Here is a 22,232-nt window from a genome sequence, read left to right on the forward strand (position 1 = left end):
ATATGAATCAATCCAACTGTTTCACTTCATTGCTGTAAATCGCTATTTCAGGTTTAGACAGCGGGGCCTCATCGCGAATTCGACGCAGAAGAATCTCGCCGGCTTTGATCCCCATGTCATAGGGATGCTGCTCCATATAATAGAGTCCCGATTCCTTGAGTAATGGACCAGCCTCTACTTCACCGAAAGAAGCTACGGCCATATCGGCCGGAATCTTTAGACCGCAACGCACAATCTCAAGCAAAACACCGAGACTCATGCGGTTATTCAGGGATATAACCGCAGTTGGCCTTCTTTCGGCTGCCAGAAAATGCTGTATCGCGCGGATTCCATCCTCCGTAGAAAAGTCTCCATTATACACCATGGGTTCCTCGTTCAAACCGTATTCCTTCATTGCTTTCCGGACACCTTCAAGACGTTCCCTTCCTGTGCTGGATCTCGTCGGTCCATTTACTACACCAATAACCGTATGACCATCCTCAAGCAGCTTCCGGGTCAGGCGGGATGCGCCCTCGGTGTTGTCCTCGGCTACCAGATCGAGAGTCAAACCCGCTTCCGGCGAGTCCGGCTTCCGGTCTACGAGAACAATCGGCATTTTGGAATCCGCCAGCTGCTTGATCGCCGGATCATTGCCGCCCGACGTCGCCAGTACGACGGCGTCCACGCGCTTTTCCTGCATAAGCTTAAGCAGTCGTCGTTCCTTGTCCGGATTCTCATCCGAGCTGCAGAATATAAGCTGAAAGCCTTCTTTGCCTACAATGTCCTCAATACCTCTGGAGATCCCCATAAAATAAGGGTTGGAAATATCAGGAACAATAACCCCGATCATATAGGTCCGGTCCTGCTTCAGACTGCGGGCGATGGCGCTTGGACGGTAATTCAATTGGTTCACCGCCGCCATCACTCGCTCTTTAATTTCATCGCTTACATAATCGCTGTCGTTCAGCACTCTTGAAACGGTTGCCGTGGATACTTCTGCTGCCGCTGCTACTTGTTTAATCGTTGCTTTTGCCAAACATTGTTCACCTCAAAACGTCATGATTCCGCTATGTAATCGATTACGTAAACGATTACAATCACAGATTACAAGAAGGTACATGCTTATGTCAACCCTCATTTTTATAAAACTTCAGAAGAGAATTGTACTCGACTTTTTGCATAACTCTAACTTATCTCATTCTTGGGCGATTGGCTGGCTTAATCACGCTGCTTCTAATATAGAAAAAAGCCCCTTACCATTATGCAAGGTGGCTTCAGGGGGCTCCGTGTACAGCTGTAATATTTCACGAATCTATCTCCGTCTTGTATTTGGGAAACTGGCTGGTCATTTGGGATCAGACTTAAAGAGCCCTGATATTTAAATACGTGTTGCTCGTCAATATCGACCTTACCCTAGCGATCGTATCCTTTCTAATGGGAGGGTGGTCCACTCTGCTAAGCAAAACCCAGCGCAGACACGCAATGGCTTCAAACAGCTCAAGCTCATCGGCTTCGTAACGGTTCTCGGCACAAAATGCAACACGGTAAAAGGACGCTTGCTTCTCGCTTACATATATCCACATTAAGATAATCGACCATGCGATATCATATCGGGGATCGCCCATTTGGACATTCGTCCAATCGATCACGGTCAGTTTGTTTTCATGCTCAAGAATATTGCCAAGGTGATAATCGCCATGGATGATACATTCTTGTTTCATATGTGCAAACTCAACAAGCTCCATCAATGGATGTTGGATATCCGGGAACTCATCCATTCGAGGATAAAAATAAGAGACGAAATCATACCTCGGCAGCCCGAAGCCGTTCAGGCTATCCAGGGGCAGCTTATGTATATCCATTAGCGTTTTCGCAAGCTTTACTAGTTTAGACTGATTGACTATTTGTACGGGCGTGCCGTCGTAACTGGTCAGCATTACTGGATTGCTATTCCGGTCTGTCCCCCAGCCCACAGGCTTCGATACGGCCCTTCCATGCGAATACAATGCATTCAATATTCGATACTGCATTTGAACGTCGGGTTTGGACGTTTTATTCCAAACCTTTAGTACGTAGTCTGCCGATGGCGTGACGATCTTCGCCACCTCTGCTTCCAGACCGGACTCTAACGGGATGACTTGAATTGCAGGTTCATGTTCCAACAATAGCTCAAGCGTCTCGCTTTTCTCCAACCAAATGATTTCTCGCAAATTACCTTCCTCCGTCATGATGCAACGACTCGATCGTTGCGAAAATATGAGAATAAACAGCCTGGACATTGGTCTCATTCATTACACCGTTGTATAAACCGTAACCCCAATGCTCCGCATCCTTGCCGTAATAACCGGTTGCATACATATCCGTTGAAAGATCCGGAACCTCATCGTAAGACAATTCTTCGACCGTGAAGGGGACATGAGATTTTTTAGACTCAATATAGAAAAAGGGAACTTCAGCCTTATTATACACTTCTGTATACTTAGGCTCAGAAGCTTCCATCAAATGTTCTTTTGTTATGAATATGGCGTCCAGCTCCGCGGAAAGGTCTAGATCCTCTAGCTGCTGAAACGTAACTTCTTTAAAACCCACATGCCCCTTCTCCCTGACTTGCGGTGTTTCTCCGATCACACCAATGACGAGGCTTCTGCCCTCATATAGGGGCGTATCCGTCGAATCTCGTTGAGCAATGCCATTTATCAGAATAACAAATACGAGTAATAGGACCACTATTATTCTTCTTTTCATGAAAATCTCCATCGGTAAATTTCCCTTTCTCATCAGCGCATTCCATATCGCTTATCCCATTACTCTTTCTTTTTTATACTTTTTCCTAGCGACAACAACATGTGCAGTATCCAATAAATCACCATTACATTGAAAAAATAAGACAGCAGTTGAATGTGAACGCCCTTAATAAACCAGGGACTGCTATCTATGTAATCCGGATAATACTTGATAAAGAATCTAAACGGAAATCCATATTCGATTCGGGGTGCACCCTCACCCTCCGCCCATATTTTACCTGGGAACACAAGGATGGTAAACAGAGCCAGCCATGCCGAGATATTAAATATGCTCTTGTCTATTCTCATACGATCACCTCCATATTCCAATAACTCCATATTATGTGTTTTCCAAAGCTTGGTAAACACTTATCTTAACCTTGAACACATAGCTGTACAACAAAAAAACCGCGATCAACGCGGTTTTCATGAGTTTCGTTTATCTATTTCTCTGCTGAGAAACTTGCTTTTCCTAAAGGAGTCCGATGCATTCTCCTAGATGCTCCCCAATCATGTATCACATTTAGGACCTCTTCAAATTCTCTACCTTGGTCTGTCAATGAATACTCCACGGTAACCGGCATAGTCGGCAATACCTGACGGCTAATGATGCCGTTTTGCTCCAGATGCCTCAGAATCACTGTCAATGATTGCGTGCTGATATTGCCCAAACTCCGACGCAAGCGGTTAAACCGCTGGGGACCATCATGCAGTTCACCGATTACGTGAACCGCGCGTTTCACTGCCACTATTTTTAAAACCTCGCCGATAACCTCCGTACATGCCTCATAATCCTCACGATGCTCTGAACGATCGCTCAAGTCATCACCACCCTAACGTAAAGTAAGTTGGTCTATATTAAATGATCTAATCAATAAATATTGCCTACTGTTATTGTTGATTTAGAGTCATTATAATTTGGCACATAGCTGTGATCAAGGTGCAAACTGGAATACTGCATCACGTATCACCTGGAATCGCGCGATTCTCTTTCTGAATGGGGTCACATATCCGGAGATGTGACTTCGAACAAAAAAATATAACAGGAGGAGACAATACATGTCGACCACCATTACTACCATAAAAGAAATTCGCGCACCCTTATTCGCTATCATCATTGGCATGTTTATGGTCCTACTTAATATGACAGCCATGAATGTAGCCATTCCTAATCTAATGAATTCCTTTCAAAGCTCGTTATCTTTCATGCAATGGGCGACCACGGGTTATATTCTTGCCGAAGCGGCCATCATTCCGGTAGCCGGCTGGCTGGCTGATCGTTTTGGCAGCAGGCGCATGTTTATCCTGGCAATCTTCATTTTTACAATCTGCTCTATTCTGTGCGCACTCTCGGTCAACGCAGAGCAATTTATACTATTTCGTGTACTTCAAGGTTTAGGAGGAGGTATAGTCATGCCCATTGGTTATGCCATTGTCTTTCAGATCAGTCCTCCTGATAAGGTAGGAACCGTAATGGGATCGTACTTGGGCGTTCCCATTCTTATTGCACCAGCCATCGGACCCGTGTTTGCCGGGTGGTTGGTGGATAACGTTAGCTGGCCCTTTTTATTCTGGGTGAATGTACCTGTAGGCTTATTAGGAATCTGGTTTGGACTACGCTATCTTCCTAAACTGAAGAGTCAGACTCAAGCTAAGCTGGATAAACTCGGAATGATTTTTGGTCCAATCGCTTTTGCCGCCCTCGTCTATGGCGTGAATCAAGCGGGCGATGCCGGATGGGGCTCCATACAGACCATTATCGGCCTTGCGGTTGGTGTTGCGGCTCTTCTACTATTCATCCTGATTGAACTTGGAAATAGCGAGCCGCTCCTTGAGTTGCGAGTGTTCCGCTCCAAGTCTTTTACAAGTGCTATGTTAATTCTATGGATAACAGCCGCTGCATTCTATGGAAACTTCTTTCTGGTTCCCGTTTATCTCCAGCAGGTGAAAGGACTTAATGCTTTTGATACTGGGCTTCTCATGATATCACCTGCTATTGCCAGTATCGTACTCATGCAGATTGGTGGACGTATGTATGATCGGTTTCGTAGTGTAAAGCTGCTTGTTATTATCGGTACTGCACTTCTTGGTCTGGGAGCATTCTTGCTCTTTACGGATTCATTTGGCAGAGGAACGGGAATCATCCTTGTCGCCATGACCTTAGCCGGATCCGGCCATGCATTATATGCTATGTCTTTGAACGCCTTCGTTATAAACGCTGCACCGCAAGGATTAATCAACCGTGTGACATCCCTAAACAATGCTTCACAGCAAGTTGTGGGCTCCTTTGCCGTGGCTGTCTTCTCAACATTGTTGACAACCCGTATTTCGGCCTCTTCTCATTCCGTACCGAAAGTCGATGCTTGGGCTGATGCGTTCTCGTTTACATTCCTTGTTGTGATGACTGTGGCCGCTCTTGGGGTCGTCATGGGGTTATTGCTCCTTAAGCCGTGGGAACAAGTGGATAAACCCATCGATCAGCAACAGCATAATAAGATGACGGGCGGATAAACAAGAATAAGAATCCCCCTCAATAGGGGGATTCTACATTATAAAACGATTATAGCGTGCTTACTTTCACTTATTTCTTGGCGGCTCTTTTCCGCTCTCCAATCAGAGGGAACTCACCGATCCGAAGCCTGGCGCTTCCGTATGGAACCAACTCCAATTCCGTAATGGGCTGTCCGTCCGTGTTCGGATGCAGCGGAGGGTTTCCGGCGTTGTTGCCTTCCATCTTCCAATCCCGAATCAGCTGGCCTTTCACCTTCACCCTGACAGGTGCATCCTTTGCCAGGAACGGCTGGCGGACCATATCCTGCTCAAGCACCTCGAATGACGTATCGGCGACCAAGCCGTATTTCCATGGAGATGCAGGGTAAATCTCCCAATCGTGGAACATGTCGCGCTGCCGGATCATCTGCCAGTTCTCCTTCACGGGCAGCACATACACCAGCGGCCCTCTTTCAATGCTGGTAGCGTACATGCTGCGCGTAACAGTCTTCACTTCCATCGGCAAATGAATATCCAATCGGTCGCCGTTCTGCCAGTTCTGTACGATTCGTGCATAACCGGACTGCACCTGGAATGGCAAATCGCGCCCATTCAGAGTTATGACAGGATCGTCGCACCAGGCCGGGATGCGCAGCGATAGAGGAAACGATGCCTCGTATTCCAGCGACAAATGGATCTGAACGCGATCCTTGAACGGATATTCCCCGGTTACCTCGACGACAGCCGGAACGCCTTGACGACCGACCGTCGTTCTCACCGTGCATGGGGCATAGGAAATGGCAACAAGCCCGTCCTCCTGATCCTTCATCCATAGGTGCGACGTTAGCTTTGGCCAGCCCTGATGCATATTGGCCGTGCAGCATCCGAAATTCGGCTCCAGACCGAAGACATTGGCATCCGGACTGTTGCTCCATGCCCGCGGAGCGACATTGCAGATCATCTGGTTGACTTGCTGATCATACTGATGCGAGGTCCAATCCGGGGAGATGGCGGCGGGCAGCGCATTAAATGCGACCTTCTCCAAAATATCCCCGAAACGTCCATCCCCGAAAATACGCGTCAGCTGCTCCATCGAGAACATATACTCCACGACGGCACATAATTCTACGCCTTGACTCGGATGGGTGCCGGATAACCATTCGTCTCCGGAGAACATGCCATGCGCTTGACCGTGATACGTCATTAGGGAATCGATGCCCCGATGCACGCTTTCCCGCTCCACCGGATTGCCACTCAATTCAAACAATACGCCCGGCGTTTTAATTCCCATCGCTACATTCACGACATGGGTTGTCCAATCCCACTCTTCGACCTTTCGCCAGAACGGAAAATCATGAAAGATATCGCTCCAGTCCGTTGTTTGTCCGGCAACGATATCGGCAAGCTCTAACAGAAAAGGCTGCTTCGTACGTCGATATAACCACACGATGCACAGCAGCATCTCCGCACCCCTGGTTTGGGCCCAGCCCCGCAGCGGCTGTTCCTCCATAACCGAATGGACATAAGTAAAAAACTTCGTCAGAAAAGGAATGATCCGTTCATCGCCCGTTGCTTCTTCATGCTGCATCATCACTTTCAGCATGATCATGTAATGCCACCAGTCCTGCTTCTTGTCGATATCCTGATTGACGGAGGTTATGCGAGTCGGACCGAACATGCCATTCTCCTGCTGGCTCGCAAGCGACCACTCGATCCAGCGATTCGCTTTGGCAATCAAAGTTTCGTCTTCGAGCAAATAAGCTAGCGGAAGCAAACCGTCAACATAATAAGGTCCCCGTTCCCAGCTCTCTCCCTGGCCGCCCAGCCACCCGTTCTCATCCCCTACGTCTTTCCACTGTTCTTCCAAATGTCCGGTAAAACCGCTTGCTTGAATCTCCAACTGACTCTTTAGCCATCCGGCCGGTTTAATCGCTCGAAGCGGCAAACTGTTAAACGCAGTCTCATGCAGCATCAACTTCCACACTCCTTGTTTCTGTTCTTGTAGGTGCACACTCTGGTAGAAATATACCATCTTACCCGGGCGGTGCCCTATACACAGAAACAACATCTTTTTATCCGATTGCAACATGCTGGCGTATTGAATCCGGACCGGCAAAGCGATTATCATAGAGAAAAGTCCGTTTTGAGGAGGAGGCCTGGTCGCAGATGATCTTCCAGTTGATTGCGCCGCCGTTGCCCCACTATATCATTTGTGGAGAAGATACCTATCAGGTAGGAGACAAACATCCGGATCGCTATAACATTGGGGTCTTTGATCTGATTCTGGTGACAAAAGGGGCGCTTTTCCTGGAGGAGAACGGTGCTGCTTACAGGGTGAAGGCCGGCTGCTACTTTATTCTTAGACCGGATGCAGCCCACCGGACATTTGAGCCCTGTCAGGAGGAAACCCACTTTTATTGGCTGCATTTTCAGACGCTAGGGTCTTGGATTGAAACAGAGGAGCTGACCCTTTTTGCCTTATCGCAAACCGATCAGCCTTATGTGCAGATCGAGCGTTTCTCTTTTTATATGCCCAAGTATGGAGAGCTGCCTTCGATAGAGCAGGCGAAACTCCTGTTAGAGCAATTGCAGAACCTTCAGTCATCGTCTACTTCCGCGGCACGCTGGAAACAGGAGCAGCTGCTGCATGAGCTGCTCCTGCTGCTTCAAGCCGAAGAGGACGGGATCCAGCATCAGAATCCTCAATATGCCATAGCCGAACGAACCGCCAACTATTTGAGACAACATTACAAAGAACCGGTTAGCTATCAGAGATTATCCGAGGCCATGCACTTCCACCAGAACTATCTGTCGATCTGCATGAAAAAAACGTTCGGCTGTACGCCCCTGGAATTTCTAACACGGCATCGGATCGAACAAGCCAAGCGACTATTGATCCACACCAACGATCCGATCGGACGCATTGCCGAAGAATCCGGATTCGGTTCTTTTCCGTATTTCATTCGCAGCTTTATTCGGTATACAGGCTTCAAACCCAAATCCTTTAGGCAGAAATACCGTTCCTAACAAAGCGTTCACAACACCTCGGTTGCTTAGAATACGCTTCGTACCAAGCCCCCGTCGATTCGAAGCGCTGAACCGTTAATCGCCGAGGATTTGGGACTGCTGAGATACGTAACAAAATCCGCAATCTCCTCCGGTCGAATCAATCGCTGAATGATGGAAGTCGGCCGATTCTCCTTCATAAACCGCTGCTCTGCTTCTTCGATCGAAAGATCCTCATCCGGATATAGCGTATTCAGCATCGTTTCAACGCCTTCCGTAAGCGTGGAGCCAGGCATGACGGTATTCACCGTGACGCGGGTCCCTGTCGTCAGCTCAGCCAAGCTTCGGGAAAGGGACAGCTGCATCGTCTTGGTTGCGCTGTAATGTGCCATCTCCTGGGACGGCATGATGGCCGCTTCACTCGCGATAAATATAATTCGACCTTCATTGCGATTGATCATATTCTTCAAATAGTGCCGGGTTAACCGAACTCCGCTCATGATATTGGTCTCGAAGAACCTGAACCAATCCGCATCAGGGATATCGAAAAATTCGGCAGGCTCAAAAATCCCCAAATTATTGATCAGAATATCAACGACCGGAGCAGCTTCCCTGACCTGATGACAACCCTCCTCCGTTCCGAGATCCGCCACGGCAATACGCAGTTCCGCATCAGGATGCACAGCGTGAATATCATGGATCGTCTGTTTTACTTTGTCCTCATGTCTTCCATTTATAATGACGGACGCTCCCTCGGCTGCAAGCGACATGGCAATCGCTTTGCCAATGCCGGACGTCGAACCTGTTACCAATGCGACTTTTCCCTTCAGATCCAAATTCATTAAACATCTCTCCTTCCGTTATGTAGGAATGACCCTCCCGATTCCCGTCGTTACCGCCCGAGGTTCAGGAGAGCCACAATATTCATTAAACTTCTGTCCTTACTTAAACGCAGATTCCTTAGAAATCAAAATTGTCCGGATCCGGTCCCACTCTGTGATTTTGATTCAAGCTATCGATGCGCTGCATATCCTCAGCGGACAATTCAAAATCAAAGATATCCGCATTCTCGGCGATCCGATGTTCTTTGGTCGATTTCGGAATCGTGACAACGCCGTTTTGTAAATCCCAACGAAGAATAATCTGCGCGATCGATTTATGATGCTTCTCTGCCATGTGCTGAAGATCCTCTTGATCCAGCAGCTGTCCTTGCATTAATGGAGACCATGCTTCAAGCTGAATTCCATGCGCCTGGCAGTACGCCTGCAGTTCTTTTTGCGTTAGTCTTGGATGATATTCCACCTGGTTCACCATCGGTTTAATTTCCGTTTCCTTCATTAAATGCTCCAGATGATGGATCTGAAAATTGCTCACGCCAATGGCTTTAACGCGTCCTTCTTTGTACAACGTTTCTAACGCCTTCCACGCATCTATATATTTCCCTTCAACCGGCCAGTGTATAAGGTACAAATCCAAATATTCCAGACCCAGCTTTCGCAGACTTTCATCGTATGCCTTCAATGTCGATTCATAACCGAGATCGGCATTCCATACTTTAGATGTGACAAACAGATCTTCCCGTTTAATTCCGGCAGCTTCCAAGCCCTCGCGAATGCCTTGTCCAACGCCTTCTTCATTGCCGTATATGGCGGCAGTGTCTATGCTCCGATATCCATGCTGGATGGCCGTGCGAACGGCATTCACCAGCTCCGGTCCTTCTTCTACTTTAAATACGCCAAGTCCAAACCAAGGCATGTTAACTCCATTATATAAAGTGGTTGTATCTTGTAAGTGTTGTGCTGTCATGTTGATAAACCTCCGAACATTTTTTTGTTTTTGTTGTAAAAAAGTTAGCCTATACTGCAGTATCCCCGATAATACGCTTAGACATCACCTCCCTACATAAAATGATCATTTAGGCCGCTTGCTTACTCGCCTTATCCGTCTCCTTCCGTTCCAGCTTCAAGCTCCATCCGGTGAGAACCACCGCGCCGAGCACCATCAGCGCCCCGATCCATGCCGTATGAATCAGGCCCATGGAATTCGTGATTAAGCCGCCCAGAAAAGCGCCAATGGCGATGCCGGCATTAAATGCGGCAATGTTCAGCGCGGAAGCCATATTCACAGCCCCCGGTGCAAACCGTTCAGCCAGCATGACGACATAAACCTGTAGTCCCGGCACATTCATGAAAGCCAAAAATCCCATGAGAAAAATCGTGATCAGTCCGGCCACTTGAAACGGTGCGGTAAACGTAAGCGTGATCAGCACCAGTGCTTGGGCGATGAACATATAGAATAATGCTCGAAGCGGGTTGCGATTGGCTGCCTTTCCACCGATCACATTACCGACTGCAATGGCGATCCCGTATACCAGCAGGATGATGGCCACCGTATTTTCCTTGAAGCCTGTTATATCCTGCAGCAATGGGGATAAATAAGTGAAGACGACAAAGGTCCCGCCATAACCGAGGGCCGTAATCAGGAGCATAAGCAGCAGTCTTCCATTCGTCAGCAATTTAGCCTGGGCACGGAATGAAGTGCGTTCTCCCTTAGGCAAGTCGGAAGGGACCAGGATACTGTTCGCGATCAGCGCAACAATACCGACCACGACAATGGCGACAAAAGCAAGTCTCCAGCCCCACTGTTGACCTATAAATGTACCAAGCGGAACGCCGGTAACCGTCGCTACCGTCAGCCCCGTAAACATAATGGAGATCGCGGATGCCCTACGATTCTCAGGCACCACGCTTGCGGCAATGATCGAGCCGATCGACATAAATACGCCATGCGAAAAGGCCGAAAATACACGTGCTGCAAGCAGGATACCAATGGAAGATGCGCCCGCTGCCAAGCTGTTACCAATAATAAAAATGATCATAATCCAGAGCAGCAAAGTCTTCCTGGACATCCTTGATGTCAGCGACGTTAGGATCGGCGCACCGAAAGTAACGCCAAGCGCATACATCGAAACGGTCAATCCGGCGGTCGTGACGGATATGTTCATATCCTCCGCAATCAACGGCAGCAGCCCTACGCTGATAAATTCCGTAGTTCCGATGGCGAAGGCACTGACGGCAAGCGCCAGCAGCGCCAGCATACTTCTTTTTTTATCGATCATCATGATGTTGATATTTCCCCCTATCCTATTCTCTTGCTTATATATTGTAAAAATATTGAGTATGGTGTAATCCAGCTGGCAAATGCTATTATGATCTATATCATTTCTTGTGTGAAGAACGTACTTTTTTGTAATGTAGGTACCTGACAGTACCCTAGGTACTTTTTAGTGCCTATGAAGAATAGGAGGATGAATATGCAAACGAAGAAATACAACATCGCCGTCGAAGCGACATTGGAAGTGATCGGGGGCAAATGGAAATGCGTGATCCTCTGCCATCTGACCCATGGCCGTAAAAGAACCAATGAGCTGAAGCGTCTCATGCCGCACATCACCCAAAAAATGTTGACGCAGCAGCTGCGGGAGCTGGAGGACGATGGAGTGATCAATCGGATTATTCATAATCAAGTACCGCCTAAAGTGGAATATGAGCTGAGCGAGTACGGCATGAGTTTGAGCGGAATTCTGGATATGCTCTGTGCATGGGGCGAAAATCATATTACGAAGGTATACGGGGACAAATTCAGCGTGCTTGAGGACAGTATCCTGAATGATAAACTGAAAGTCTCGGACGAGCCCACAGCCAGAGATGCACGCTAGACATGATTTATAAGCACTCTTGATACAAATAGCAAGGGCAAGGTCCGTGATCACGGACCTTGCCCTTTTCATATTCTCTCTATGTTATCAAACCATAAGATCAATTCAGGGAATGAAAGAAATGTAATGCCCTCCTGCCCATTCCATGAGTAAGCACCGAGACCGCTGACTATTTCGCGTTCTCTTTCTCTTTTTGGCTGACGATCATTTCCGTCACTTCCTCAGCCTGGGCCAGGACAGCAATGGGATCGAACGGCCAGAACCGTTTGGCATCGAGATAAAACACGCGATCCTGTTTGACGGCCTCAATCGAAGTCCACACCTTGTCCTTCTTATCCAACTCGGCACCGTTAGACTCATCAAAGAAGATATAATCGCCTGCGTAATCATTCAGAACTTCCAGGGAAACCTCTTTGTAAGTCACGTTGGCATCAATCAATTCTTTTTGAATCGTTGCCGGAGGGGTTAATTGAAGCTCCTTGTATATTGCCAATCCTCCCCGATAAATGCCGTCGCCGTACAGGTAGAAGGTTTTGCCGAAAGCGCCAAAGATGGAAAAAGTTTCACCCTCTTTAATAACGCCATTCACTTTCGCGCGCAGTTCTTCTATTTTCTTATCAAATTCAGCGAGCCATTCCTTCGCTTCTACTTCTTTGCCAAGAATAGCACCCAATCCCTCTACTTCTTCGTGCACGCTTCGATAGGTTTCATAAGGCAAAATGACCGTCGGCGCGATTTTAGACAGCTTCTCGAAAACTTCCGGATCGGAGTTAGCGCTGATAATCAGGTCAGGGTTCAGTTCCACTATCTTTTCCGGAGCGCTTTCCCCCGTATTTTCTATGCCCTCAATCTTGTCTTGGATATGGACGTTCTCGAGATCCGTCGCTGTCGCGCCGACCGGCTTTTCTCCGAGCAGCAATAAGGTAGGTAAATATGCATCGACTACAATTCGCTGTGGATCGGCGGGATACTCGATCGGACCATGAATCGTATCCACCTTTCTAGTCGTAGGAGCTGCGGCTTCAGTCTGGGGCTTGTCCGCGCCTGCAGCTGTTTCGCCTGAAGAACCCGCTTCGTTGGTGGTATTTCCATTCCCGCCACATGCGGAAATCAAGAACGAACATAGGATGAGCATGGAGAGAGTTACCCGAAATTTAGATGTGAACATAGTTTCATCCTCCTCATAAAGTTTAAGCTTGGATCAAGCACCGAATTGAGCCCGATGCAATCGGCTGTATATACCATGCGCTGCGAGCAGATCTTCATGGATACCTTGTTCGGCGATACCTTTGTCTGCAACAACCACAATGCGGTCTGCATTCTTGATCGTTGCTAGTCGGTGTGCAATCACCAGGGTCGTACGTCCCTCCGACAGTTCGGCCAGCGCCTGCTGAATCGCCGCTTCGGTCTCCGCATCCAATGCAGACGTTGCTTCGTCCAGAATAAGAATCGGCGGATTCTTGAGGAACATCCGGGCGATCGACAGGCGCTGTTTCTGTCCGCCGGACAGCTTAACGCCTCTCTCGCCAATTAAGGTGTCCAGCCCATCCGGAAGCGAAGCGACCAGATCCTCGAGCTGGGCACGGCTCACGGCTTTCATAATGTCGCTATCTGCAGCATCCAGTCGGCCATAAGCAATGTTTTCGCGAATGCTGCCATCAAACAGGAATACATCCTGCTGCACGATGCCAATATGGGAACGAAGGGATTGCAGCGTCATGTCCCGGATATCGATTCCGTCAATCGTAATCCGGCCAGCAGCAATATCATAGAAACGCGGCAGCAGAGAACACAGGGTGGTCTTGCCCGCTCCGGACGGACCCACAAGCGCAACAGTTTCACCAGCTCGAATCGATAAATTAACATCCTGCAGCACTTGATCTTTGTTCTCGTAACCGAAGGATATCCCGTGAAAGGCAATGTCTCCCCGCAAATGGTTAACTGGCTTGGCACCCGGCGAATCCGCAACGTCCGGTTCACTCTCAAGCAGCTCCAAATACCGCTTAAAACCGGCGATTCCCTTCGGATACATCTCAATCACCGCATTGATCTGTTTAATCGGACCAAGGAACACGTTGGACAGCATGACAAAAGCGATAAACTCCCCGTTGGTCATCCGCCCTTCGATCACGAACCAAGTTCCGCACACCAAAACGAACAGGGAGATGAATTTCATCAGGATAAAGCTGATCGAAGAGTTCCAAGCCATGATGCGGTAAGCAACCAGCTTCGTTAAGCGGAAGCGGTTGTTGTTCTCCGCGAAACGAGCCATTTCATGCTCCTCATTCGAGAAGGCTTGTACCACTCGGATACCGCTGACGTTGTTCTCCACCCGTGCGTTGTAATCGGCAATATCGGAGAACATGCGCTTGAACGCAGCCGACATTTTCCCACTGAAATACAGCGATAGATAGACCATCAATGGAACAATCACAAACGTCATCACCGCGAGCTCCCAGTTAAGTCCGAGCATGATGCCCAAAGCTCCGGCAAGCGTCATGACGGCGATGAACAGATCTTCCGGACCGTGGTGGGCAATTTCTCCGATATCCATCAAATCGTTTGTCATCCGCGAGACTAGATGTCCCGTCTTGTTGTTGTCAAAAAAACGGAAGGATTGCTTCTGAACCCGATCAAACAGTTTTTTGCGCATATCCGTCTCAATGTTGATGCCGAGTTTATGCCCCCAATAGGTGACAACGTAATGCAAGAAGGAACTGACAACATAAATGCCGAGTAGACCCAGACAAGCGTATAAGATCCACTTCCAGTTGCCGCTTGGCAGCAAGTCGTCAATCACGCGGTTGACGGCAACCGGGAATATCAATTCAAGTAAAGCCGCAAAGATAGCGCAGCAAAAATCCAGGATGAACAGCCCTTTATAAGGCTTGTAATAGGAAAAAAATCGACGCAGCATAAGGACCTCCTTAATCCGATATTCCGCTATAGAAATGAGCAAGTCCTTTCTTTTTAACAATTGCCCCATTTAGATCCGTGACGAACTTATCCTTTTATGCCCTCGATCTGGATAACAGGTACAGGAAATAAGGAGCACCGATCACCGCAACCACAATCCCCGTCGGAATCTCAGATGGTTGGATGATCCAACGCCCAAGGGTATCGGCCGTGATAACCAGCAGTGCACCAACCAGTGCCGTTACCGGCAGCAGCAGCTGATGCTTCGCACCGACCAAGCGTCTGGACAGGTGGGGTGCGATAAGTCCGACAAATCCAATTCCGCCGCTTACTGCAACGCACGAGGCTGCCAAGCCAACCGCCGCTGCCAACAGCTTCAGCTGCTCCTTCGTGACGGAAGCACCGAGTCCGGTCGCCATCGGTTCTCCAAGATTGAGAACGTTCATCACCTGCGCTTTATACATGACGAAGGGCAGAAGCACAAGGATCCATGGGAGCAATGCCAATACAAACTTCCAGCTCGAACCCCAAATGCTGCCCGCCAGCCAAGTGGCAACAAACTGATATTTTTCAGGACTCAAGCGCAGCGTTAGCACAATCATTGCCGCACTGATGCCAGCCGCAACGGCAATCCCTGTTAAGAGCAGCCCCGTCGGCTTAAAGCCCTGATTCTTCTTATAGGCCAGCACGCATATTAATGCAGCGGTTAAACTTGCCCCAATCAATGCAAGCACCGGCAATAGATAGACAGGAGCCGCCGTCGTACTTGGAAAAAATGAAATGAACAGCATCACCATCAACCCTGCACCTGCATTAATCCCCAAGATACCCGGATCCGCCAGCTCATTACGGGATATTCCCTGCATCACACATCCCGATATCGCTAAGCCTGCCCCAATCAGCAGCGAGATGACGATACGCGGCAAGCGGAATTCGAACAGCACCAGCTCCTGCTTATCCGTCCCGCCGCCAAACAGTGTTTTTATGACCTCAAGCGGCGACAAACGAATGACCCCCGTGTTCATACTGATTAGGAATACTAGAACGATCAGGGCAGCCAGCACAGACAGGGTGATGATTTTGCGCTTCTTGTCTTTTCGCCCATGCATGGTATTCGTGATGGTCTCCATTACAGCTCCCTCCTTTCTTTGCGTGCCAAGTAGAGGAAGAAGGGCACCCCGATCAGTGCGATGATCGCACCCACCGGTGTCTCGTAAGGAGGGTTCACCATTCTTGCTGCTAAGTCGGCAATGACGACCAGCAAGCTCCCCAGAACGGCCGAGCAAGGAATGATGAGGCGGTAATCCACACCAACCAGCTTGCGGGTGACGTGCGGAATCATGAGACCGACAAAGCCTACCGCACCAACAACCGAGACGGCAGCCCCTGCCAGCACCAGCACGATCACCGTTCCGGCCAGCTTGACGAGACCCGTTCGCTGCCCGAGCCCGCGGGCGATCTCATCGCCGAGGCTGAGCATGGTAATAGAGCGTGACAATGCAATAGCTCCCAATATAGCAGCGACGATCCACGGCAGCATAATCTTTAGGTGGACCCACTTAATCCCCGCGGTTCCGCCGGCATACCAGAACGCCATGTCCTGTCCGACCTGAAAATACAATGCGATGCCTTCGCTAAGCGCACTTAACAAAGCACTAAGGGCAGCACCCGCAAGAACGACACGTACCGGCGTTAGGCCTCCTTTTGCCATGGAACTGACCCCATACACGAGAACCGCACCTAATCCTGCTCCAAGGAATGAAAACAGAATCAGGTACATATAAGGCAGCCCCGGAAAAAAGGAAAAACAGAGGGCAATGGCAAAACCCGCTCCCGCATTTAATCCGAGCAAACCGGAATCAGCGAGCGGATTGCGGGTCATCCCCTGCATGATCGCGCCGGATACGGCAAAGCAGGCGCCCACCATCGCCCCGCCGAGGACTCTCGGCAAGCGCAGTTCCTGTATGATCTGATGCTCCGTCACGTCGGGATTAAAGAAGAACACCGCTTCCCAAACATTTCGCAGATCAATATCGGCCGCTCCGAGCGATATCGATAAAGCTATGCCAAGCACCAGCGCTGCAACGCCGCCCGTAAGAATCAGGGTCGCAGCCCATGGTCGCCCCTTGAGTGTAACGTCGGTCTTGGAATCTGTAAGACTTGGATTGGACGTGTTTGCTGACATCATTTTCCCCTCAATAATATGATATTGATTCTCATTATCAACTGTAACTATAAAATATATGTCTTTCCTGCGTCCATGGACATCTTGAATTTCTCACCTGAAAAAAGTCCATGCCCAAGTCAAGCGTTTTTTTCCAAATATAAGCGATACTGCTTTGGGCTTAACTAAAAGCCCCGCTCCTAATGGATTGTGCCATTGACACGGAAACCTCTATTCCATTACAATAAATGCTAATTGAATGAGGCGATGGAGTTCGCCATAACCGCTTCGATAGCTAATGACTCCTACCAGAGGTCGCTTTCCTGGTAGGAGTCTGTTTGTGTATTGAAGGGTTAGCGGCGAATATATAGAAACGGGTGAAACTGCATGATTAAAAAATGGTTTAACACTGCCGAAAAATGGCCATACGCCTTGTTGTCCGGTTACTTCATCAAATGGATCGTTCTGGGAAGTTTTGTAGGATTGATGACGGGCAGCGCCTCCGCCTTCTTTCTTTACAGTCTGGACTATGTAACCTCCCTTCGCATGGAGAATCCTTGGCTGCTGTTCTTCCTTCCCTTGGGAGGGGCCGGGGTCAGCTTCCTATATTACAAGTTTGGCAAGAGTTGCACCAAAGGGAATAATCTCATCCTTGAACAAATCCATGGCGGTACAGAATCCGTACCATTGCGCATGGCGCCATTAGTGCTAATCGGGACATTGATCACGCATCTGTTTGGGGGATCTGCAGGACGTGAGGGCACTGCCGTTCAGATGGGAGGAAGTTTATCGGAGGGGTTCGGCAAGCTTATCCGCGTAACGCCGGCGGATCGAAAAATACTGCTAATCTGCGGAATTAGCGGCGGCTTCGGATCCATCTTCGGCACACCGCTGGCGGGAACCCTATTTGGACTTGAAGTGCTTGCCATCGGACTGATCTCGCATCAAGCCCTATTCCCTGCATTCGTAGCCAGCTTGGTCGGGAATCTGATCGCCACCTCCCTATGGGGCGTCAGCCATCTGCATTATCCAATCGGAGAAATTCCGGCTTTGAGTTTCCTCGTAATCCTAAAGGTGATTTTCGCCTCGATTCTCTTTGGTCTGACAAGCCGGCTGTTCAGTGAGCTAACCCATTCCTTGAAGCAGTGGTACGGTTATTTCTTCCACAATCCGATGATCAAAAGCGCTGTCGGGGGCATCATCATCATTGCGCTGGTTTATCTGCTTGGGACACGCGAATATTTGGGGCTGGGACTCCCCCTGATTGAAGCCTCCTTCACAGACGAGGTATCGCCTCTCGCCTTTCTCGGCAAAATCCTCTTTACCTCGCTGACGCTCGGAGCAGGGTTCCAAGGAGGGGAAGTAACCCCGCTGTTTGCCATCGGTGCAACGCTGGGCAACGCGTTATCCGAATGGATCGGATTATACGCTCCGTTCCTGGCTGCATTAGGATTTATTGCCGTCTTCTGCGGAGCGACGAACACCCCGATTGCTTGCTTTATTATGGGAATCGAACTGTTCGGCGGGGAAGGCGCCGTGTATATGTTGATGGCCTGCGTTATCAGCTACCTGTTCTCCGGGCACTCCGGCATCTATACCTCTCAACAAATCGGCATATCCAAACACCCGCTCCTCTCGTTTCCGCTGGGCACAACGCTTGCGGGTGCAAAGACGTTAAATAAACAGAAGCACAAACAAAAGACGTCCAAGTAATCGGACGTCTTTTGCCTTTACACCGAGCTTTTGCGAATCGAACGGTAACTAAAAAGAGCAAGGATGAGCGTGATCGGAATGAACCACAGGGACAATTCAAAGGCAGTATGTTTGACAAGCCAGTCAAACACTTGCCCCCACCAGCCGTATTGGGTGACCAGAACGCTGGCCCCCGACAATAGAATGAAATAGGCCGCAAGCATGACAAAGGTTTTAATACCACGATGCCGAAGATAGAAAACACCGATTCCCATCCCGATAAAGGCAAATGAAACAAGTACTATGAAATAGATCATAAATTGTTCTAGCAACGTGCCGTCATTTAAATACGGCAGTTTAAAGAAAGATACCCGATTTCCCCAAGAACCCGTTGACCGTTCAACTTCAGCTAATATCAATAAAATGATTGACGTAAAGATGCTGTACGAAACCAACATAAGAACAGATCCTGCAAAGAAGTCCGTTCTTCGAATACTGAACCCTAGGGCGAATGGAAACAGCTGCAGCACCGAAACCAAAGCCCCGACAAAGACATAGATAAAAATCGTAGCCAAGCCACCGGCATAGAATGAATCTCCATTAACCATTAGGCTGATAAAATAGTTAGTCAGAAAACTGAATGCCGTGATTGCCCAAGGCAAGTAAATCCAGGATAATTTCTGTTTCGTATAAATACGCAGTACGCCAGGAATTCCGTTCATAGTTGGCCCCCCACCTTTTCACGCTTAGTCAGATATACGATTAACTGCTGAAGGGAGACGGGGGCTGTTTCCAAACCCAATTCTTCCGCCTCTTTTTTTAACTTCGTTGATGCGCTTCCCATTAACGTAACGGACAACATGGAAGCGAAAGACTCCCGATGGATCACTTCCTGCCCCTGGATGAACGATTCGACCATCCCGGAGGGACCGACGATCGTATAAGCGCGTCCCCGCAAATCATCCGTGGCGTCGTCCAGCAATATTTTCCCGCCATCAATGACAATGATATGCTCCAGCAGTCTGCTAACCTCGTCGATCAAATGAGTGGACAGAATTATCGTACGCGGATGATCGGTGTAATCCTCGATCAATTGATCATAGAACAGCTCTCTGGCCACGGCATCCAGACCCAGATAAGGCTCATCAAAGATCGTAATGGGTGCGCGGCTGGCGAGTCCGACAATGATGCCAACCGACGATAGCATACCGCGGGACAATCTTTTCACGAGTCGCTTCATGGGCAATCGAAATACCTCGATCAGTTCCTTGGCATATTCCGCATCCCAGTTCGGATATACGCTCGCTGCAGTTTCCATCACATCCCTGACCGTGAACAGATCCGGATACTTCTGACCTTCCTTAATAAAGCATACCTGCTGGATGACCTTTAGATTTTCATAAGGATGCTCACCAAATACGCGGATCTCACCCTGGGTTGCGAATAGTTGCGCTGTGATCATCTGCATGATGGTCGTTTTGCCGGCTCCGTTCCTTCCCAGCAATCCGTAGATCTTGTTGGCTTCTACCGTAAAGCTCACATTATCGACGGCCATAGTATCCTTATATTTCTTACTCAAATTCTTGACTTCAATCACGGTTTGGCTCATCAGTCTTGCTCCCCTCTGCGGATCATTTCCGATAATTGATCTTTGGTAATCCCAAGCTTCGCCGCTTCCTTAACCATGGCGACAACGTACTGCTCATAAAACTCCGTCTTGCGCTTCTCCATCAGCAATTCACGAGCCCCTGAGGCTACAAACATGCCAATCCCCCGTTTCTTGTACAAAATCCCTTGATCCACCAGCAGATTTACGCCTTTGGCAGCCGTTGCCGGATTGATCTGGTAAAAGGCTGCAAACTGATTCGTTGACGGAACCTGTGTCTCCTCAGGCAGTCGTGCTTCGATGATGTCGTCTTCGATTTTGTCGGCAATTTGCATGAATATCGGTCTGCTGTCATCAATCTGAAATGCCATTTACCTCACCAACTTTCGTTTATAACCTTCATTGCATCATTGGTTAGTTACTCATGTAATTAACCATATAAGAGACGAAGCCCCTTGTCAATGGGTTGTCGGAATATATTTACAAAAATCAAGCAAACACAAGACTTTTGTCCTAAACAAATAGTCCTTACCTTCCGATAAAGTATAGGCGCAAATCCAGCGTTGCCCACTACAGATAAAGAGAAGAAGGAGCTTGAGAGGAACATGAAAAGAATCATTGCAATCGTTGTACTAGCCATGCTGACGGTAATAACGCCGCTGTATGCCGCATCCGCCGCCAAGAATTTGGCTTATGTAGACAAGAACGGCCAGTCCTATATTTCGGTCGGGGTCCTCAAGACCTATGATGGTGTAAAAGTGGCGTATGCAGCCGCTGAAAAAAAACTCCATATTACTCGCGAAGATACTGCTCTCACCCTATACCTGGGCAGTCGGAATGCCTACGTAAATGGCAAGAAGGTTCAGTCTAAAGCAATTCCGTTCTCCGAAAACGGCTCTACCTATGTACCCCTGCAATTTGTCAGTCAACACCTGGGCTTAAAGCTATCCTGGGGCCATAATAGATCCACCCTGAAAATTACGGACGGGAATGTAGCACACACGCTTCCTGTTCTATCTGGAACATTCATATCCAGCCAAACCAAGCCCGTGACGTCGACTAGAAAAACCTTTAAGGTTGGCTCCCGTTCCTTCAGCGCACAGGTGGTCACCGTTTCACTTCTCCATCCGAAGGTGGAACTGGACGTTGTTCTGGCAGGCAATAAAGCAGGGAAAGTCGAGGATTTGCGCAGTATAGCCAAGCGCAGCAAAGCCGTAGTAGCTATTAACGGCACATTCTTTGATGCCTACACTTCCGGTGCATACAAAGCGCCTTACGGCTATTTGGTCAGCAAAGGCAATATTTTGCACAAGGCCTCGGGGGATAATCGAACGATCTTCACCTATGACAGCAACAGTCTGGCCGCCATGATTCCAGGACTTGATTTCAAATCCGTATATGATGCCGGACATATGGAAGGAGCCCTTCAAGCTGGCCCGCGTCTGCTGACTGACGGCAAGGTGACCCTGGACGTCAAGAAGGAAGGCTTCAAAGATCCGAAGATTCTAACAGGCGGCGGCGCACGGAGTGCGTTAGGTATCACGAAGGATCATAAACTGATCATGTTAACGACTGGCGGAGCAACCATTCCACAGCTTGCGGAAATCATGAGGCAAGCCGGGGCATACCAAGCGATGAACCTGGATGGCGGTGCCTCCAGCGGCTTGTATTATAATGGATCGTACTTAACGACGCCTGGGCGGCAGATTAGTAATGCCATTGTCGTAAAATATAAATAGTTACCTACTCTCCCCTGTTTATCCGGTTCTTCTGCCGGCTGATCAGGGGTTTTCTTTATAAGCAGCACTACCTCCGCTTCGAGCTGCATATGCTGATCAAGAAAATGTTTCACCATGAGCACCTATTGTGTAAATATAT

Annotated in this window: 21 protein-coding genes and 1 riboswitch; of the genes, 5 read left to right on the plus strand and 16 right to left on the minus strand. The window is 48.7% G+C overall.

Annotated features, from left to right (window positions below; all coding sequences use genetic code 11):
- Positions 1-7: 7 nt before the first annotated feature.
- The 5 genes from MKY82_RS19925 to MKY82_RS19945 form a co-directional block, all read right to left on the minus strand.
- The gene (locus tag MKY82_RS19925; RefSeq protein ID WP_339294210.1) at positions 8-1,015 is read right to left on the minus strand and encodes a LacI family DNA-binding transcriptional regulator; all 1,008 of its coding nucleotides are present in this window, start codon (positions 1,013-1,015) and stop codon (positions 8-10) included.
- Between the two features lie 325 nt (positions 1,016-1,340).
- A complete protein-coding gene (locus tag MKY82_RS19930; RefSeq protein ID WP_233354994.1) occupies positions 1,341-2,189 on the minus strand; it encodes an aminoglycoside phosphotransferase family protein in 849 nt (282 codons plus the stop codon).
- Between the two features lies 1 nt (position 2,190).
- Positions 2,191-2,724, minus strand: a complete 534-nt coding sequence (locus tag MKY82_RS19935) for a hypothetical protein (RefSeq protein WP_339294211.1) — start codon at positions 2,722-2,724, stop codon at positions 2,191-2,193.
- A 59-nt stretch (positions 2,725-2,783) separates the two neighbouring features.
- Positions 2,784-3,071 (minus strand): hypothetical protein, encoded by a 288-nt coding sequence (locus MKY82_RS19940; RefSeq protein WP_339294212.1) that lies wholly within the window; start codon positions 3,069-3,071, stop codon positions 2,784-2,786.
- Positions 3,072-3,205: 134 nt separating this feature from the next.
- Positions 3,206-3,583 (minus strand): helix-turn-helix domain-containing protein, encoded by a 378-nt coding sequence (locus tag MKY82_RS19945; RefSeq protein WP_194543308.1) that lies wholly within the window; start codon positions 3,581-3,583, stop codon positions 3,206-3,208.
- A gap of 238 nt (positions 3,584-3,821) precedes the next feature.
- Between MKY82_RS19945 and MKY82_RS19950 the strand changes: the two genes are divergently transcribed.
- The gene (locus tag MKY82_RS19950) at positions 3,822-5,273 is read left to right on the plus strand and encodes a DHA2 family efflux MFS transporter permease subunit (RefSeq protein ID WP_339294213.1); all 1,452 of its coding nucleotides are present in this window, start codon (positions 3,822-3,824) and stop codon (positions 5,271-5,273) included.
- A 70-nt stretch (positions 5,274-5,343) separates the two neighbouring features.
- Here MKY82_RS19950 and MKY82_RS19955 read toward each other — a convergent pair whose 3' ends face one another.
- Positions 5,344-7,224 (minus strand): beta-L-arabinofuranosidase domain-containing protein, encoded by a 1,881-nt coding sequence (locus MKY82_RS19955; RefSeq protein WP_339294214.1) that lies wholly within the window; start codon positions 7,222-7,224, stop codon positions 5,344-5,346.
- 194 nt (positions 7,225-7,418) lie between these two features.
- Here MKY82_RS19955 and MKY82_RS19960 point away from each other — a divergent pair, with 194 nt between their 5' ends.
- Positions 7,419-8,279, plus strand: a complete 861-nt coding sequence (locus MKY82_RS19960; protein ID WP_339294215.1) for an AraC family transcriptional regulator — start codon at positions 7,419-7,421, stop codon at positions 8,277-8,279.
- A gap of 26 nt (positions 8,280-8,305) precedes the next feature.
- On the opposite strand, the gene MKY82_RS19965 is transcribed toward MKY82_RS19960, so the two are convergent.
- The 3 genes from MKY82_RS19965 to MKY82_RS19975 all read right to left on the minus strand — a co-directional run bounded on the left by MKY82_RS19965 (position 8,306) and on the right by MKY82_RS19975 (position 11,379).
- Complete coding sequence (locus tag MKY82_RS19965; RefSeq protein WP_071220423.1) at positions 8,306-9,100, minus strand: SDR family oxidoreductase; 795 nt, start codon at positions 9,098-9,100, stop codon at positions 8,306-8,308.
- A 118-nt stretch (positions 9,101-9,218) separates the two neighbouring features.
- A complete protein-coding gene (locus MKY82_RS19970; protein ID WP_339294216.1) occupies positions 9,219-10,064 on the minus strand; it encodes an aldo/keto reductase in 846 nt (281 codons plus the stop codon).
- A 109-nt stretch (positions 10,065-10,173) separates the two neighbouring features.
- Positions 10,174-11,379, minus strand: a complete 1,206-nt coding sequence (locus tag MKY82_RS19975; protein WP_339294217.1) for an MFS transporter — start codon at positions 11,377-11,379, stop codon at positions 10,174-10,176.
- 192 nt (positions 11,380-11,571) lie between these two features.
- Here MKY82_RS19975 and MKY82_RS19980 point away from each other — a divergent pair, with 192 nt between their 5' ends.
- Entirely contained in the window at positions 11,572-11,976 is a 405-nt protein-coding gene (locus MKY82_RS19980) for a helix-turn-helix domain-containing protein (protein WP_339294218.1), read from the plus strand.
- Positions 11,977-12,145: 169 nt separating this feature from the next.
- On the opposite strand, the gene MKY82_RS19985 is transcribed toward MKY82_RS19980, so the two are convergent.
- The 4 genes from MKY82_RS19985 to MKY82_RS20000 all read right to left on the minus strand — a co-directional run bounded on the left by MKY82_RS19985 (position 12,146) and on the right by MKY82_RS20000 (position 17,077).
- Positions 12,146-13,144 (minus strand): ABC transporter substrate-binding protein, encoded by a 999-nt coding sequence (locus tag MKY82_RS19985; RefSeq protein ID WP_339294219.1) that lies wholly within the window; start codon positions 13,142-13,144, stop codon positions 12,146-12,148.
- 33 nt (positions 13,145-13,177) lie between these two features.
- Positions 13,178-14,893: an ABC transporter ATP-binding protein gene (locus MKY82_RS19990; protein WP_339294220.1), complete on the minus strand. Its 1,716-nt coding sequence runs from the start codon at positions 14,891-14,893 to the stop codon at positions 13,178-13,180.
- Positions 14,894-14,987: 94 nt separating this feature from the next.
- Positions 14,988-16,022, minus strand: a complete 1,035-nt coding sequence (locus tag MKY82_RS19995; RefSeq protein WP_339218064.1) for an iron ABC transporter permease — start codon at positions 16,020-16,022, stop codon at positions 14,988-14,990.
- Entirely contained in the window at positions 16,022-17,077 is a 1,056-nt protein-coding gene (locus MKY82_RS20000; protein WP_339296701.1) for an iron ABC transporter permease, read from the minus strand. The genes MKY82_RS19995 and MKY82_RS20000 overlap by 1 nt, the downstream gene beginning before the upstream one ends.
- 233 nt (positions 17,078-17,310) lie before the next feature.
- Positions 17,311-17,371: riboswitch (Fluoride riboswitch) on the plus strand.
- Positions 17,372-17,443: 72 nt separating this feature from the next.
- On the opposite strand from MKY82_RS20000, the gene MKY82_RS20005 reads away from it, so the two are divergent.
- Positions 17,444-18,769 (plus strand): voltage-gated chloride channel family protein, encoded by a 1,326-nt coding sequence (locus tag MKY82_RS20005; RefSeq protein WP_220684771.1) that lies wholly within the window; start codon positions 17,444-17,446, stop codon positions 18,767-18,769.
- A gap of 17 nt (positions 18,770-18,786) precedes the next feature.
- On the opposite strand, the gene MKY82_RS20010 is transcribed toward MKY82_RS20005, so the two are convergent.
- The 3 genes from MKY82_RS20010 to MKY82_RS20020 are packed head-to-tail and all read right to left on the minus strand — an operon-like array spanning position 18,787 to position 20,725.
- Positions 18,787-19,470 (minus strand): hypothetical protein, encoded by a 684-nt coding sequence (locus MKY82_RS20010; protein WP_220684770.1) that lies wholly within the window; start codon positions 19,468-19,470, stop codon positions 18,787-18,789.
- A complete protein-coding gene (locus MKY82_RS20015; RefSeq protein ID WP_194543321.1) occupies positions 19,467-20,357 on the minus strand; it encodes an ABC transporter ATP-binding protein in 891 nt (296 codons plus the stop codon). The genes MKY82_RS20010 and MKY82_RS20015 overlap by 4 nt, the downstream gene beginning before the upstream one ends.
- Entirely contained in the window at positions 20,357-20,725 is a 369-nt protein-coding gene (locus tag MKY82_RS20020; protein WP_009591066.1) for a GntR family transcriptional regulator, read from the minus strand. Before MKY82_RS20020 ends, MKY82_RS20015 begins: the two co-directional genes overlap by 1 nt.
- 234 nt (positions 20,726-20,959) lie before the next feature.
- Here MKY82_RS20020 and MKY82_RS20025 point away from each other — a divergent pair, with 234 nt between their 5' ends.
- Entirely contained in the window at positions 20,960-22,093 is a 1,134-nt protein-coding gene (locus MKY82_RS20025) for a phosphodiester glycosidase family protein (protein WP_339294221.1), read from the plus strand.
- Positions 22,094-22,232 lie beyond the last annotated feature (139 nt).

Source organism: Paenibacillus sp. FSL W7-1279, from assembly GCF_037969845.1.
In the GTDB taxonomy this organism is placed as follows: domain Bacteria; phylum Bacillota; class Bacilli; order Paenibacillales; family Paenibacillaceae; genus Paenibacillus_AQ.